12 protein-coding genes are annotated in these 14942 nt (G+C 67.4%); 5 read left to right on the forward strand and 7 right to left on the reverse strand.

Annotated features, from left to right (window positions below; translation table 11 throughout):
- Positions 1 to 20: 20 nt before the first annotated feature.
- On the forward strand, positions 21 to 749 hold the full coding sequence (locus ACODSC_RS12840) for a glycosyltransferase family 2 protein (RefSeq protein ID WP_488814371.1): 729 nt from the start codon (positions 21 to 23) through the stop codon (positions 747 to 749).
- Between the two features lie 247 nt (positions 750 to 996).
- Here ACODSC_RS12840 and groL read toward each other — a convergent pair whose 3' ends face one another.
- Both groL and groES read right to left on the reverse strand, forming a co-directional pair.
- Positions 997 to 2643, reverse strand: a complete 1647-nt coding sequence (gene groL / locus ACODSC_RS12845; RefSeq protein WP_488814372.1) for a chaperonin GroEL — start codon at positions 2641 to 2643, stop codon at positions 997 to 999.
- Positions 2644 to 2751: 108 nt separating this feature from the next.
- The gene (gene groES, locus ACODSC_RS12850) at positions 2752 to 3039 is read right to left on the reverse strand and encodes a co-chaperone GroES (protein WP_008259448.1); all 288 of its coding nucleotides are present in this window, start codon (positions 3037 to 3039) and stop codon (positions 2752 to 2754) included.
- Between the two features lie 286 nt (positions 3040 to 3325).
- Between groES and ACODSC_RS12855 the strand changes: the two genes are divergently transcribed.
- Positions 3326 to 3754, forward strand: a complete 429-nt coding sequence (locus ACODSC_RS12855; protein ID WP_488814373.1) for a YMGG-like glycine zipper-containing protein — start codon at positions 3326 to 3328, stop codon at positions 3752 to 3754.
- Between the two features lie 57 nt (positions 3755 to 3811).
- On the opposite strand, the gene pgi is transcribed toward ACODSC_RS12855, so the two are convergent.
- Complete coding sequence (gene pgi, locus ACODSC_RS12860) at positions 3812 to 5419, reverse strand: glucose-6-phosphate isomerase (protein ID WP_488814374.1); 1608 nt, start codon at positions 5417 to 5419, stop codon at positions 3812 to 3814.
- A gap of 106 nt (positions 5420 to 5525) precedes the next feature.
- Between pgi and ACODSC_RS12865 the strand changes: the two genes are divergently transcribed.
- A complete protein-coding gene (locus tag ACODSC_RS12865) occupies positions 5526 to 6002 on the forward strand; it encodes a hypothetical protein (protein ID WP_488814375.1) in 477 nt (158 codons plus the stop codon).
- A 7-nt stretch (positions 6003 to 6009) separates the two neighbouring features.
- Here ACODSC_RS12865 and recQ read toward each other — a convergent pair whose 3' ends face one another.
- Positions 6010 to 7905, reverse strand: coding sequence for a DNA helicase RecQ (gene recQ / locus ACODSC_RS12870; protein WP_488814376.1), 1896 nt, complete (start codon positions 7903 to 7905; stop codon positions 6010 to 6012).
- Positions 7906 to 8007: 102 nt separating this feature from the next.
- Positions 8008 to 8985 (reverse strand): complex I NDUFA9 subunit family protein, encoded by a 978-nt coding sequence (locus tag ACODSC_RS12875; protein WP_488814377.1) that lies wholly within the window; start codon positions 8983 to 8985, stop codon positions 8008 to 8010.
- A gap of 114 nt (positions 8986 to 9099) precedes the next feature.
- Here ACODSC_RS12875 and ACODSC_RS12880 point away from each other — a divergent pair, with 114 nt between their 5' ends.
- Positions 9100 to 9531, forward strand: a complete 432-nt coding sequence (locus ACODSC_RS12880) for a DUF488 domain-containing protein (protein WP_488814378.1) — start codon at positions 9100 to 9102, stop codon at positions 9529 to 9531.
- A 405-nt stretch (positions 9532 to 9936) separates the two neighbouring features.
- Here the strand turns inward: ACODSC_RS12880 and ACODSC_RS12885 are convergent, their stop codons facing one another.
- Positions 9937 to 11892 (reverse strand): M1 family metallopeptidase, encoded by a 1956-nt coding sequence (locus tag ACODSC_RS12885; protein ID WP_488814379.1) that lies wholly within the window; start codon positions 11890 to 11892, stop codon positions 9937 to 9939.
- Between the two features lie 61 nt (positions 11893 to 11953).
- Positions 11954 to 13216, reverse strand: a complete 1263-nt coding sequence (locus ACODSC_RS12890; protein WP_488814380.1) for a multidrug effflux MFS transporter — start codon at positions 13214 to 13216, stop codon at positions 11954 to 11956.
- A 142-nt stretch (positions 13217 to 13358) separates the two neighbouring features.
- Between ACODSC_RS12890 and ACODSC_RS12895 the strand changes: the two genes are divergently transcribed.
- A complete protein-coding gene (locus tag ACODSC_RS12895) occupies positions 13359 to 14804 on the forward strand; it encodes an AMP nucleosidase (protein ID WP_488814381.1) in 1446 nt (481 codons plus the stop codon).
- The last annotated feature ends 138 nt before the right edge of the window (positions 14805 to 14942 follow it).

Genomic DNA, 14942 nt, shown 5'->3' on the forward strand with positions numbered 1-14942 from the left:
ATCTCGTCTATGGAGCGCCAATGACCGTCGAGACACCCGAGATTTCAGTCGTCGTTCCCGTCCACAACGAGGCCGGCGCCGCCGTGCCCCTGGCGCGAGAGATCGCCGCCGCCTTCGACGGGCGTTCTTATGAGATGATCTTCGTGGACGACGCCTCCAGGGACGCAACCCTGGCCGAGCTGAATGCCGCCATGACGGAGCTTCCCACGCTGCGTGTTCTGGCCCACGCCAGCAATGCCGGCCAGAGCCGCGCGGTTCGCACCGGCGTCCTGGCGGCCCGCGCGCCGGTCGTCGTCACCATGGACGGGGACGGCCAGAACCCGCCCGCCGACGCGCCACGCCTGGTGGACGCCTTGCTCGCCGCCCCCGCTGACGTCGGCCTGGTGGGAGGCAAGCGCGCCAAACGCCAGGACAGCGAGGCCAAACGCCAGGCCTCGATCTGGGCCAACCGCATCCGCCGCCGCCTGCTGGGCGATGACGCCGACGACACTGGCTGCGGCCTGAAAGCTTTCCGCCGCGACGTCTTCCTGCGCCTGCCCTACTTCGATCACATCCACCGCTATCTGCCGGCCCTGATGATCCGCGAGGGGTTCAAGAACCAATACCTCGACGTGGATCACCGCCACCGCGAGACGGGCCAATCGAAATACACCAACTGGGGCCGGCTGCGCGCCTCCTTCTCGGACCTCTTGGGCGTCATGTGGCTGAAGACCCGCTCGCGCAGGCCAGGCGCGATCTCGGAGTTCTGAGACAAACTCACCTCCCCATCGGCGCAGGCCGATGGGGAGGACAGATCGCGTAGTGATCAGGAGGGGGCGACCCGAACTGGGGTGATGACCCCGCCGGCCTCTGACACCCGGTCGCCCCCTCCTGGCGCTCGCTGACGCGATCGCCTGTCCTCCCCGTTCGCCTCCGCGAACAGGGAGGTAAGCCAAACAAAAAGGGCGGGGTCTCGCGACCCCGCCCTTCTGCATTTCAGCGTCGGAGGGCTTGGACTTAGAAGTCCATGCCGCCCATGCCGCCCATTCCACCCATGTCGGGGGCCGACGCGCCGCCCGACTTCTTGGGAGCGTCGGCGACGGCGGCTTCCGTGGTGATCAGGATACCGGCCACCGAAGCGGCGTCTTGCAGGGCCGTGCGAACGACCTTGGCAGGGTCGATGACGCCCATCTGCACCAGGTCGCCGTATTCTTCGGTCTGGGCGTTGAAGCCGAACGAAGCGTCGCCGTTTTCCAGAACCTTGCCGACCACGATCGAGCCTTCGACGCCGGAGTTTTCGGCGATCTGACGGATCGGAGCCTGCAGAGCGCGACGGATGATCGCGATGCCGGCGTTCTGGTCGGCGTTGTCGCCCTTGACGTCGGCCAGGATCTTGGAGGCCTTCAGCAGGGCGATGCCGCCGCCCGGAACGATGCCTTCGTCAGCCGCGGCGCGCGTGGCGTTGAGGGCGTCGTCGACGCGGTCCTTCTTTTCCTTCACTTCGACTTCGGTCGAACCGCCGACGCGGAGAACCGCGACGCCGCCGGCCAGCTTGGCCAGACGTTCCTGCAGCTTTTCCTTGTCGTAGTCGGAGGTGGTGTCTTCGATCTGGCGCTTGATCTGGGCCACGCGCGCTTCGATCTCGTCCTTGCCGCCGACGCCTTCGACGATGGTGGTGTCGTCCTTGGTGATCGAGACCTTCTTGGCCTTGCCGAGCATGTCGAGCGTGACGCTCTCAAGCTTGATGCCGAGATCTTCCGAGATGACCTGGCCGCCCGTCAGGATGGCGATGTCTTCCAGCATGGCCTTGCGGCGATCACCGAAGCCCGGCGCCTTGACGGCGGCGACGCGCAGGCCGCCACGCAGCTTGTTGACGACCAGGGTCGCCAGGGCTTCGCCCTCGATGTCCTCGGCGATGATCAGCAGCGGACGGCCCGACTGCACCACGGCTTCCAGGATCGGCAGCATGGCTTGCAGCGAGGTCAGCTTCTTCTCGAACAGCAGGATGAGCGGCTCTTCGAGTTGAACCTCCATCTTGTCGGCGTTGGTGATGAAGTAGGGCGACAGGTAGCCGCGGTCGAACTGCATGCCTTCGACGACGTCGACGGTGGTGTCGGCGGTCTTGGCTTCTTCGACGGTGATGACGCCTTCGTTGCCGACCTTGGCCATGGCCTGGGCGATCAGTTCACCGATTTCGCTGTCGCCGTTAGCCGAGATGGTGCCGACCTGGGCGATTTCCGAGTTGTTCGAGACGGGCTTGGACTTGTCCTTGATCTCTTGCAGGACCAGCGTGACAGCCTTGTCGATGCCGCGCTTCAGATCCATCGGGTTCATGCCGGCGGCGACGGCCTTGAGGCCCTCTTGCACGATGGCCTGAGCCAGGACGGTCGCGGTGGTGGTGCCGTCGCCCGCCTTGTCATTCGTCTTCGAAGCGACTTCGCGGATCATCTGGGCGCCCATGTTCTCGAAGGCGTCTTCCAGCTCGATCTCTTTGGCGACCGACACGCCGTCCTTGGTCGAGCGCGGAGCGCCGAAGGACTTCTGGATCACGACGTTGCGGCCCTTGGGACCGAGCGTCACCTTGACGGCGTTGGCGAGGACGTTGACGCCGCGCAGCATCTTGTCGCGCGCGTCGGTGTTGAAGTGTACGATTTTAGCGGCCATGCGGGCAGCTCCTTTGAAAAGGTGAGTGGTGAATCGAAAGTCGTGATTGGTGCGGTTCGTAAGAGCGCGATCACGCGCCGCTCACGAGTCACGCATCACGATTCACGTTCAGGACAGGACGCCCAGGACGTCCGACTCTTTCATGATGATCAGGTCGTCGCCGTCGATCTTCACTTCCGTGCCCGACCACTTGCCGAACAGGATGCGGTCGCCGGCCTTCAGTTCCAGGGCGTTGACCTTGCCGGATTCGTCACGAACGCCGGGGCCGACGGAGACGACTTCGCCTTCCTGCGGCTTTTCCTTGGCGGTGTCGGGGATGATGATCCCGCCCTTGGTCTTGGATTCTTCTTCAACGCGCTTGACCAGCACGCGGTCGCCGAGCGGACGAAACGCCATCGGTTCTCTCCCTTGATCCCCCGGATGGGGCGATTTGAAACGGTCGGTCAGCCTCGTCGCGATCGCCGTTTTGGCAGCCGACCGTCGAGAGTGCTAACGCGAGCGGGAGTTAGGCAGAGGGGGCGACGCCGTCAAGCGCGGACGCACGAAACTTCCGCGACAAATGAACCGGAAATGAACGCGCCCCTCCGGCCGCGTTCAAGCACGGCGGGTTAGAACCAACCCAACGCTCGACGCATTCCCTTGTCGGACCTTCGATCGAGCACAAAAATAAAGGAGATCGACCATGTCGAAGATGCTGAAGATCACCGCCGTCGCCGCCGCTCCCGTCGTGGCCATGACCCTTATGGCGGCGCCCGCCTCGGCCCAGTCCTATCGCGATCGCGACAACAACAGCGGCCAGAACGCCCTGATCGGCGCTGCCGTCGGCGGGCTGGCCGGCGCCCTGGTCGGCAATGGCGACGGGACCTACATCGCTGGCGGCGCCCTGGCTGGTGCGGCCCTTGGCGCTGTGGCGACCAATCGCGGCTCGGGCTGCGAATACTATCGCGGCGGCCGCTGCTACCGGAACCAGGGCCACTGGGAGCGCGATCACGGCATCAACAGCCGCGACCCTCGCTGGGAACAGCGCCGCGACTACCGCGACTACCGTCGTGACACGCGTCACGACCGCCGGGACTATCGCCGCGACTACCGCTACGACCGCCGCTGGTAAGCCGGTCCCAGTACAAAACGACCCGAGGGCTCGGCCGCAAGGCCGGGCCCTTTTTCGTCAGCCCATCAGCCGGGTCATCAAGGCGGAGGTGGACGGGTCCAGATCGGCGGACGGAGCGCCGGCGTGGACGTCCTTCAGGATCGCTTTGGCCAGCACCTTGCCCAGTTCGACGCCCCATTGGTCGAAGCTGTTGATGTCCCAGATCACGCCCTCGACGAAGGTCTTGTGCTCATAGAGGGCCAGGAGCGCACCCAGGGCCTGGGGCGTCAGCCGCTCCATGACGATGGCCGTCGAGGGCCGGTTGCCGGTGAAGGTGCGATGAGAGGCCAGACGCCCAGCCTGGTCCTCCGACAGCCGCTGGGCCAGGCCTTCCGCCTTGGCCGCCTCGATCGTCTTGCCCAGCATCAGGGCCTGCCCCTGGGCGATCGCATTCGACCAGAGCGGCGATTCCGGCGCATCGGCGTGGGTTTTGGCCACGATCACGAACTCGGCCGGCACGGTCTGCGGACCCTGGTGTATCTGCTGGAAGAAGGCGTGCTGGCCGTTGGTGCCCGGCTCGCCGAACACCACCGGGCAGGTCTGGCGCGTCACCGGCGTGCCGTCGCGATGCACTCGCTTGCCGTTCGATTCCATCTCCAGCTGTTGCAGGAAGGACGGCAGGCGGCGCAGAGCGTGGGCGTAGGGCGCCACCGTCCGCGCGGGGCGGTTCAGCCCGTCGACGTTGAACACCTGGGCCAGGGCCAGCAGGATCGGGGCGTTCTTTTCAACCGGCGCCGAGACAAAATGGTCGTCCATGGCCGCCGCCCCGGCCAGCATCTGTTCGAACACGTCCCAGCCCAGGGCGATGCCGCACGACAGGCTGACCGCCGACCACAGCGAATACCGCCCCCCGACCCAGTCCCGGAAGGCGAAGGTGCGGCCGCAGCCGAAGGCCTCCGCCTTGTCCGGCGCCGCCGTCACCCCGATGAAATGTTTGGTCATCCCCTCGGCCGGCAGGGACGCGGCCAGCCAGGCCTTGGCCGCCTCGGCGTTGGCCAGGGTTTCCTGGGTGGTGAAGGTCTTGGACACCACCACGACCAGGGTCGTCTCGGGGTCCAGCCCCGTCAGGGCCTCGGCCATGTCGCGCGGGTCGATATTGGCGACGAACCGCAGGTCGATCCCCGGGTCCAGCGGACGCAGCGCATCCCAGACCACGCGCGGGCCCAGGTCAGACCCGCCGATCCCGACATGGACGATGGCCTTGAACGTCTTGCCCGTCGCCCCCGCCTCGGCGCCCGAACGCACGGCGTCGGCATAGGCCTTCATGTCCGCCCGCACGGCGTCCACCTCGGCGGAGACCGGCTCGCCTAGGGCCTTGAAGTCGGCGCCGGGTGCGGCGCGCAGGGCCGGGTGCAGCACCGCCCGCCCCTCGGTCAGGTTGACGGCCTCGCCGCCGAACAGGGCGGCGCGCCATCCCTCGACATCGCAGGCGCGCGCCAGGTCCAGACAGGCGTCGAAGGCCGCCTTCGTCCAGCTCTGCTTCGACAGATCCAGATAGAGCCCCGCCGCCTCGACCGACAGGCGCGCCAGTCGGTCGGGATCGGCGGCGAACTGATCCACGATCCGGGTTTCGGCCGCCTCGGCGGCGGTGCGATCAAAGGTTTTCCAGGCGTCGTCGCGGCTCATGGCGTCCTCGGTCGATAGGGGCGTTGGAGAGGGTAAACACTCGTTTACGGGTCGGGGGTAAACAGGTTCAACGTCCTAGCCGACGGTGAAACAGGAAGTCATCCCCATGTCCTGCGGCCTTGCTCTCACGATCGCCCTGGCGATGTCCAATCCCGCCGTCGCCCTGGCGGCGGATCAGCCGGCCGCCGTGCCCGGGGCGCCGATCTCGGTGGCGAGCGAGCCGCTGTTCGCCGACATCGTCTCGCGCTCGGGCAGTCTGAAGGCCATGGTCGATGGTTGGGCCGCCGCCAAGGCCGCCGATGACGCCGCCTTCTTCACCAGCCAGGCCTTCACCGGCTTCAAGGCCCAGGCCGGCGAATTGGCCGCTCTGGACATGCAGGGCCATTTGATCCTGAAGGAGCGCGGCACCGACGGCGACCTGAAGTGCATCCTGCGCGGCATCTCCGAGGACATCCCCAAGAAGGTCGAGGCGGTCCAGGCGGCGGCCGACCCCGCCGAGCGCGCCACCGCCCTGTCGGAACTGTCGTATTTGCTGAACGACAACGTCGAAGTCATCACCGCGCCGCCCAAGCCGGAAGTTTGAACCCGAGCTAGAGGGCGCCCAGCGTCTCCAGGACGCCCTTGCCATAGCGATCCAGCTTGGACTGACCCACGCCGGAAATCGCCCCCAGACTGTTCAAGTCGCCCGGCTCCGCCTGGGCGATTTCCAGCAGGGTCTTGTCCTGGAAGATGACATAGGGCGGGACGTGCTGTTCGGAGGCGCGGTCGCGGCGCCAGGCGCGCAGGGCCTCGAACCGGGCGCGGACGTCGGCGTCCATCGTCTCCAGCGCGGCGTTGCGGCCCTCGCCGGTGCGGTCGCGGCGATTGCGCGGATTGCCCGAGCGCGTGCCGGCGTCGAAGCCTGCGGGCACGCGGCGAACCTCGATCTTGCGTTCGGCCTTGTAGACGGCGCGCACCGCCTCGCCGTCGCCCAGACCGACTAGGGGCTTGCCGTCGTTGGCGTCCTCGACCAGCAGGCCTTCGAACAGCAGGTGATCGACAATGTCGCGCCAGCCGTTGGGCGAGATGTCGGCGCCGATGCCCCAGGTGGACAGCTGTTGCTCCCAGGGCTGGACCGCCTTGGTCCGGCCGGTCAGGTGGTCGACGATCCGGCCCCGCCCGAACCGGCCGCCCAGCCGCTGCACCGCCGCCAGGGCCTTTTGCGCGGGGACGGTGGCGTCATAGAGCTGGGGCGGGTCGCCGCAGATGTCGCAGACGCCGCAGGGGTCCGCATCGGTCTCGCCGAAATAGCGCCGCACGGCCTGGGCGCGGCAGACGGCGCCGTCCAGCATGGCGAACAGCTGGCGAGCCTTGCGCACCTGGACCTGTTTGACCTCCTCGGCCATCGGCCGGCTGTCCAGCCGACGCAGGGCCCAGGCGATGTCGGACGGGCCATACAGGGTGATGCCCTCGGCCGGTTCGCCGTCGCGGCCGCCCCGGCCGATCTCCTGCCAATAGGCCTCCAGCGAACCGGGCGGATCGGCGTGGATCACGAAGCGCACATCGGCCTTGTCCACCCCCATGCCGAAGGCGATGGTGGCGACCATCACGGCGCCCTCCTCGGCCAGGAACCGCTCCAGCCGGCGGTCCCGCTCCTTGGCGTCCATACCGGCGTGATAGGCGATGGCGTTGGTGCCGGCGTCGCGCAGCGCCTGGGCCACCCGGTCGCAGCCGTCGCGGCTGCCGCAATAGACCACGCCTGACTTGCCCCGCCGTTCGCGCACCAGTTCGATGACGCGGGCGTCGGTCTTGGCGCGCGAGGCGCTTTCCTTGCGCTCGGCCGACAGTTGCAGGTTCGGACGCGCAAAGCTGTCGACGAAGACCTTGGCTTCTTCGAGCCGCAGCGAACGCAGGATGTCGTCGCGGGTGCGGGCGTCGGCGGTGGCGGTCACGGCGATGCGCGGCACATCAGGGAACCGCTCGACCAGCAGACCCAGGTTGCGATAGTCGGGGCGGAAGTCGTGGCCCCATTGGCTGACGCAGTGGGCCTCGTCGATGGCGATCAGGCTGAGGGGAAGCTCGGCCAGCCGGTCCATCATGGCGCCGGCCGCCAGGCCTTCGGGCGAGACGTACAGCAGGTCAAGATCGCCGGAACGGGCGGCCGCCCAGATGGCCGAACGTTCGTCCATCGAGACGCCGGAATCGAGACGAGCGGCGGCGACGCCCTGCTGTTTCAAGGCCTCGACCTGATCGGTCATCAGGGCGATCAGGGGCGAGACCACCAGGCCCAGGCCGGGGCGCAGGATGGCCGGGATCTGATAGCAGACACTCTTGCCCCCGCCGGTGGGCAGGACAGCCAGCACGTCGCGCCCGGCCAGGATCTCGTCCACCACCTGGCTTTGCAGGCCGCGGAAATCGCCGTGGCCCCAGACGCGCGACAGCAGCGACCGGGCGTCGTCCAGACTGGGTGTTGGCGCGGGGCGGGTCTGGGTTTGCGTGGCCGGCATCCGAGAGTTGTGCACTATTTGTTCCGGCCTGCGAAGACCCCGGGCCGCTTTCGCGGGAGCGTCCCACCAAGGCCGGGGCGTCAGGTCAGGCGGGCCGAAGCCTCAGTGAGCGGGGGCTTCGGCGAACTGGCCGCCGACCCGGTAGCGCCACAGATAGGACGGGGCGATGGCCGCCATCCCGGCCGGATGGTCGATGCCGAGCGCGCTCAGGCCCAGGGCGTCGGGCGCGACCACATTGTCCTTCTCCAGCATCAGCACCTGATCGCGGGTCAGCGGCGGGGTGACGCCGACGAACCGGCTGAGTTGCAGCAGCGAGCCCAGGGGCTTGGCGAAGACGAACGGCACCGAGACCAGCATCCGGTCGCGGCCGGTCTCGCGGCGCACCAGCTCCAGCACTTCGCGGAAGGTGTAGAGGCTCGGCCCGCCCAGTTCGAAGGTGCGGCCCGCCGCATCGACGCGGGTCACGCCGCGCGCGATGGCCTCGGCCACATCGCCGACATAGACCGGCTGGAACTGGGTCTCGCCGCCGCCGATCAGCGGCAGGAAAGGCGACATCGTCGCCATGGCGGCGAAACGGTTCAGGAAGCCGTCGCCCGCGCCGAACACCAGCGACGGACGCAGGATCACCGCGTCGGGATAGACGGCGCGCACGGCTTCTTCAGCCTTGGCCTTGGACTTCCCGTAGGCCGAGGGGCTGGCGGCGTCGGCGCCGATGGCCGAAATCTGGACCAGGCGTTTGACGCCCGCCGCCCTGGCGGCCTCGGCGATGGTCTTGGCCGCCTCGGTATGGACGGCGTCGAAGCCGCGCTTGCCGCCTGCGTCGTGAAGGACGCCGACCAGATTGACTACGGCGTCGGCGCCGCGCACGGCGGCGGCCACGTCCTCGGCGCTGGTGATGTCGCAGCGCATGAACTGGATCTGACCGGGATCGCCCAGCGGCTGGATCTCGATGGCCAGGACCGGATTGCGCACGGCCACGCGAATGCGCCAGCCGCGACGCGCCAGCGCGCGCACCGCCTGCGACCCGATAAAGCCCGACCCTCCGAAGAGAGTCACGACGCCGGGGGCGAGGTCAGCCATGGGGAAAGCTCCAGTCGAAATCCGTGCTGCGGGATAGACGATAGGGCGCCGCACCGCAACGCGGGCGTTCACGGCGACGCTGGCGATCCGCCCGTCGTCGCCCATCTGGTGTGGATGAAGCTTTTCACCATCGGTTACGAAGGCGCGACCCAGGCGGAGGTGATCGCGCGCTTGAAGACGGCGGGGGTCGAGACCCTGGTCGATGTCCGCGCCGTCGCCGCCTCGCGCCGCGCCGGCTTTTCCAAGACGATCCTGGGCGAGAGCCTGAAGGCCGAAGGGATCGACTACGTCCACCTGCGCGGCCTGGGCACGCCCAAGGCCGGCCGCGACGCCGCGCGCAAGGGCCGGGTCGCCGAGATGCGCGCCATCTTCGCCGATCACCTGGCCGAACCTCAGGCCCAGATGGAGTTCGCCCGGCTGAAGGAATTGGCCGGGGATAAGCGCGTCGCCCTGCTGTGTTTCGAGGCCGACCACGCCGGCTGCCACCGCGCCGTCCTGGCCGAGCGGCTGGCGGCCGAGGACGGGATGACGGTGATCGACCTGTAGGACGGGCCGCAGGATTTCAGACTCGGTGCGAAAAACAGAGTCTGAATCGTCTGAAATCGCCGGTGATGGCCCGCGTCGGCGCGTCCGTGACCAAGCTGGTCGAGTGAAGCATTCAGACCCTGGTGCTGGAAAAACAGAGTCTGAATAGTCTGAATCGTCTGAAATCACGCTGGACGCAGTCGCGTTTTGGCCGTGCATCACTCGAGCTCCCCCCGGCTGTCCGGCCATTCGGCGCAAGTATAAACCGGGTTGGAGGCCTGTTAGGTGGATCACCGTCCTATTGGACGAAGGCGTTGAAATCCTTGGAGCGGGACCAGCGTCATTAGGAGGGTTGGGCGCGGCGGACACATGGCCTTCGGCGCCGCTGCCCCCTCCCCGCCAGGCGGAGAGGGGGGGGCTGATGGCTTACGGACGGCCGACCAGTTCGTCGACCGAACCGCTGGTCACGGGGTGATATAGCGGTCGGGCCTCGGCGTAGATGCGGCGCGCGATGGGGCGGCCCCAGTCGCCCTCGTTCCATAGGGTCTGGAACAGGGGCATGACGAACTTGCGCCGGCCCTGGCTGGTCAGGAACTTTTCGGCCGTGGCGACGGCGGGCTGGTAGCGGTGCGCCAGGGCGATCTGCAGCCAGGCGAAGGTCAGTTCGGTATTGCCTTCGTTGGCCAGGTTCAGGCTGCGCTCCAGATCGGCCAGCTGCGCATCCGTCAGCCAGTCGGCGTTTGCGCGCAGGCCTTCAGGACGCCAGCCCAGGAAGCGCTGGCGCTGTTGGGTGTTCCAGTCGGCCCAGGGAATGGCCGAGGCCGGACCCTTGTCCTTGAAGAAGGCGACGGCGGCGGCGTCGACGGGGACGAAGGCGTTCGACACCGGGGCCACGGCGTTGGACGGCAGGCCGGGCTGATAGACCCAGGCGTCCAGTTGCAGTTCGGATTCCAGGGCCGCGTCGCCCTTCACCAGATGGGTGCGGATGTCGTCCAGGAACATGGCCGTCGTCATGGGCCGATAGGCGTTGCGGTCGAAATAGCCGCGCAGCCAGGCGTCGAACCGCTCACGGCCCGTGATCCGCTCGATAGTGCGCAGGAAGGCCGAGCCCTTGTCGTAGGCGATGGTGTTCATGCCGTCGTCGGGGTCGCGCCCCTTCAGGTCCAGATGCAGCCGGGTGTCGGCGGCCGGCAGGGACTTCAGCTCGTCCTGAAGCCCGTCCCAGCTGAGCACCTGTTCCTGCACCGCGCGGTCATGGCCGTAGAGCGACTCCATGATGCGGTTCTCGAAATAGGTGGTGAAACCCTCGTTCAGCCAGAAGTCGTTCCAGGTGGCGTTGGTCACCAGATTGCCCGACCACGAGTGCGCCAGTTCGTGCGCCACCAGCGACACCAGCGAGCGGTCGCCGGCGATGATGGTGGGGGTGGCGAAGGTCAGTTTGGGGTTCTCCATCCCGCCGAACGGGAAGGAGGGCGGCAGGACCAGCAGGTCGTAGCGGCCCCAGCGATAGGGGCCATACAGCTTCTCGGCCGCCGTCACCATCTGGGCGGTCGGCTCCAGTTCCCAGGCGGCGGCGCGCAGGCGGCCGGGCTCGGTCCAGACCCCGGTGCGGCCGTCGAACGGCGCGAAGGCCAGGTCGCCTATGCCGACCGCGATCAGATAGGGCGGGATCGGATTGTTCATCCGGAAGCGCCAGGCCTTCATGCCGTTTCCAGCAGGTTCGCCCTGCGGCGTCAGATGGTCGGCGCTCATGACCACGGTCAGATCCTCGGGCGCGACGATGCGGGCCGAATAGGTCTGGCGGATGCCGGGGCTGTCCTGGGTCGGGACCCAGGTTCGGGTCAGGATCGCCTGGCCCTGGCTGAACAGATAGGGCTTTTCGCCGCCCGCCGTCTGGGCGGGGTTGAGCCATTGCAGGGCCGCCGCATCCGGCCGCGTTGAATAGCGGACGGTGATCTTGCGCCGCTCATTGGCGGCGAAGGCCGGGAAATAGACGGTCAGGGGCTGGCCCTTGATGGCGTCGTTGTCGCCGACGACATAGCGCAGCGGCTGGCCGGCGGCGTCGCGCACGTCCTGAATGTCCAGGTTGCGGATGTCCAGGATCACCTCATTGGCCCCGGGGACGGCCAGGATGTCCAGGGTCGCCGTACCCGACAGGGTCTTGGCCTCGAAGTTCGCGGTCAGGTCCAGCGCCACATCGACGACGCGGGCGATCTCGGGCCGGGCGTAGGTGTGGCTGTCCACGGCCTCAGGGCCGGGCGCGGGGGCGATGGCGGGCGGGGTCATCGAGGCGCCTCCTGCGGTCGTGGTGGAACAGGCGCTGACCCCCAGGGCGGCGGCGAGGGCGAGGGCGGAGACGAGACCGAAGGCTTTGCGCTTCATCGAGGCTTTCCGGGGCTGACCGTAAGGATTGGCCGGAGAACGCGCGGAAACGCCGAAAAGATCAAGCCTTGGCGGTCGTCTTCGCGGCCGGCGGCAGATGATGGGCCCGGAACAGCCGCCCCCGTTCGGCGAACAGCACCCAGCCCAGGGCGATCAGGCCGAAGACCGTGAAGCCCAGCGACATGGGGATCGTCGTCCCATTGAACTGCTGACCCACAGCGAAGCCCAGCAGCGAGCCGACGACGGTGGAGACGAAGCCCTGGATCGAGGCGGCGGTGCCGGCGATATGGCCCATCGTCTCCATGGCCATGGCGCCGAAGTTGCCGGCGATCAGGCCGAAACAGAACATGGTCAGGGTCTGCAGCACCGCGAAGGTCCAGATCGATTCATGCCCGCTGATCGCCACCGCCGCATGGACGGCCGAGATGGTCGTGAAGCCGATCAGGGCCGTGTGCGAAATCTTGCGCGACCCCAGTTTCACCACCATCCGCGCATTGACGATCGAGGCCACGGCGATGCCGCCCGCGATCAGGGCGAAGACCGCCGGGAAGGCCGCCTCGGCATGAAACACGTCGGCGAAGATTTGCTGCGAGGAGTTGATGAAACCGAACAGGGCGCCGGTGATGGCCGACATGGCCAGCATGTAGCCGACGGCGGTCCGGTCGGTCAGGGCGGTCTTGTAGGCCGCCGTCAAGCGCTTGACCTGAATGGGCAGGCGATCCTCGGGCTTCAGCGTCTCGGGCAGGCGCAAGCTGGCCCAGACGATCAAACCCACGCCGATCAGGCCCAGCCCGGCGAAGATCCAGCGCCAGGGTCCGACCAGCATGATCATCTGGCCGATCGACGGCGCCAGGATCGGCACGCCCAGGAAGACCAGGAAGCTGAAGGACATGACCCGCGCCATCGTGCGGCCGTCGTACCGGTCGCGCACGATGGAGACGGCCAACACGCGGGTGCAGGCGCTGCCCAGACCTTGACCGATGCGGGCCAGGATCAGCATGTCGAAGGTCGGCGCTAGCGTCGCCAGCAGGCTGAAGGTCACATAGACGCCCACGCCGGACAACAGGACGGGCTTTCGCCCAAACCGATCCGCCAGAGGGCCGTAGAACAGCTGGGCGCCGCCGAAGCCGAGCAGATAGGCGGTCACCACCCACTGACGGCTGTTCTCGTTCGCCACCCCCAGATCCGCGCCGATGTGCGGCAGGGCGGGCAACATGGAATCGATCGCCAGGGCGTTCAGCGCCATCATCAGGGCGATGAGACAGACGAACTCGACGAAGCCGAGCTCCTTCTTGGCGGGCGCTGACGCGAGGGAAGAGGACATTTGCGCCAGATGCTCCGTCACGCCCCGATCCGCAACCGCAACCCTGTCATAAATTGCTGCAATGCAGCGAAATCGGGGCGGCGAAATCGAGATTGAAGCCGCGACGCCTCGCCATTGTCACGAAGCTTCGCTAGAGGAAGTCATGACAGAACAGATGACAGCACAGGCGGCGCTGGACCGCCTCGAAACCCTCTACACCCAATCCGTGACCAACCTGCGCGACGCCGTGCGGGATTTCGTCAACACCGGCGAGCGGCCCGATCCGCTGAAACGCGCCGACGGGGTGTTCGCCTATCCCGAACTTCGCATCCGCTGGGACGGGGATCGCCCCCAGGACCTGGAGCCGCGCGCCTACGCCCGGCTGTCCAAACAGGGCGCCTACGCCACCACCATCACCCGACCGGACCTGTTCCGCCCCTATCTGACCGAACAGCTGGGCCTGCTGGAGCAGGAATATAATGCGACCTTCGAGGTCGGGATCTCGCGCCAGGAAATCCCCTTCCCCTATGTGACCGACGGGCTGGAGGTCGCGCTGGACCGGTCGATGACGGCCGCCCTCGCGCGCTGGTTCCCGACCACCGACCTGGCCCATATCGGCGACGAGATCGCAGACGGCCTGTTCGAGATGGGCGGCGACTTCCCCCTGTCGCACTTTGACGGTTTGCGGACCGACTTCTCGCTGGCGCGGCTGAAACATTACACCGGCACGCCGGTCGACGATGTTCAGTCCTATGTCCTGTTCACCAACTACAATCGCTACGTCGACGAGTTCGTGCGCTGGGCCATCGAACAGCTTCAGACGCCGGGCTCGCCGTATGAGACCCTGTCCTGCGCCGGCGGCGTGGTCATCACGCGCGACACGCCCAACCCCGAGGCGGCGATCAGCGACACGGCCTGGAAGAAGCACCAGATGCCGGCCTATCACCTGACCGCGCCGGGCCATAAGGGCGTGACCCTAGTCAATATCGGCGTCGGCCCGTCCAACGCCAAGACGATCACGGATCACCTGGCCGTCACCCGTCCGCACGTCTGGCTGATGATCGGTCACTGCGGCGGCCTGCGCGCCAGCCAGACCATCGGCGACTATGTCCTGGCCCACGCCTATCTGCGCGACGACCACGTGCTGGACGCGGTTTTGCCGCCAGACATCCCCATCCCCTCGATCGCCGAGGTCCAGCGCGCGCTTTACGACGCGACCAAGTCGGTCAGCGGCATGCCCGGCGACGAGGTCAAGCTGCGCCTGCGCACCGGCACGGTGGTCACGACCGACGACCGGAACTGGGAGCTGCGCTATTCCAAGTCGGCGCTTCGTTTCAACCAGAGCCGCGCCGTCGCCATCGACATGGAAAGCGCCACCATAGCCGCGCAAGGCTACCGCTTCCGCGTGCCCTACGGCACGTTATTGTGCGTGTCGGACAAGCCGCTGCACGGCGAGATCAAACTGCCGGGCCAGGCCAATCGCTTCTACGAAGGCTCGATCTCCGAACACCTTCAGATCGGCATTCAGGCCGTGGACCTGATGCGCAAGGAAGGCCCGCGCCTGCATTCGCGCAAGCTGCGCGCCTTCGACGAGCCGCCGTTCCGGTGAACCAAACCGTCTCCTCCCCACATCGTGGGGAGATGGCGCGGCGCGCCTTCGCGCCGTGACGGAGGGGCTCTTTACCGCACTACCAGCGCCTGTGGGACGTCGAGAGCCCCTCCACCGCTGCGCGGTCCCCCTCCCCGC

This window comes from Brevundimonas sp. FG128, from assembly GCF_057809775.1.

What these genes read in the sequence shown, in the direction of transcription:
- ACODSC_RS12840 (WP_488814371.1), top strand. Translation starts at nt 21, where the DNA reads ATGACCGTCGAGACACCCGAGATTTCAGTCGTCGTTCCCGTCCACAAC.
- groL (WP_488814372.1), bottom strand. Translation starts at nt 2,643, where the DNA reads ATGGCCGCTAAAATCGTACACTTCAACACCGACGCGCGCGACAAGATG.
- groES (WP_008259448.1), bottom strand. Translation starts at nt 3,039, where the DNA reads ATGGCGTTTCGTCCGCTCGGCGACCGCGTGCTGGTCAAGCGCGTTGAA.
- ACODSC_RS12855 (WP_488814373.1), top strand. Translation starts at nt 3,326, where the DNA reads ATGTCGAAGATGCTGAAGATCACCGCCGTCGCCGCCGCTCCCGTCGTG.
- pgi (WP_488814374.1), bottom strand. Translation starts at nt 5,419, where the DNA reads ATGAGCCGCGACGACGCCTGGAAAACCTTTGATCGCACCGCCGCCGAG.
- ACODSC_RS12865 (WP_488814375.1), top strand. Translation starts at nt 5,526, where the DNA reads ATGTCCTGCGGCCTTGCTCTCACGATCGCCCTGGCGATGTCCAATCCC.
- recQ (WP_488814376.1), bottom strand. Translation starts at nt 7,905, where the DNA reads ATGCCGGCCACGCAAACCCAGACCCGCCCCGCGCCAACACCCAGTCTG.
- ACODSC_RS12875 (WP_488814377.1), bottom strand. Translation starts at nt 8,985, where the DNA reads ATGGCTGACCTCGCCCCCGGCGTCGTGACTCTCTTCGGAGGGTCGGGC.
- ACODSC_RS12880 (WP_488814378.1), top strand. Translation starts at nt 9,100, where the DNA reads ATGAAGCTTTTCACCATCGGTTACGAAGGCGCGACCCAGGCGGAGGTG.
- ACODSC_RS12885 (WP_488814379.1), bottom strand. Translation starts at nt 11,892, where the DNA reads ATGAAGCGCAAAGCCTTCGGTCTCGTCTCCGCCCTCGCCCTCGCCGCC.
- ACODSC_RS12890 (WP_488814380.1), bottom strand. Translation starts at nt 13,216, where the DNA reads ATGTCCTCTTCCCTCGCGTCAGCGCCCGCCAAGAAGGAGCTCGGCTTC.
- ACODSC_RS12895 (WP_488814381.1), top strand. Translation starts at nt 13,359, where the DNA reads ATGACAGAACAGATGACAGCACAGGCGGCGCTGGACCGCCTCGAAACC.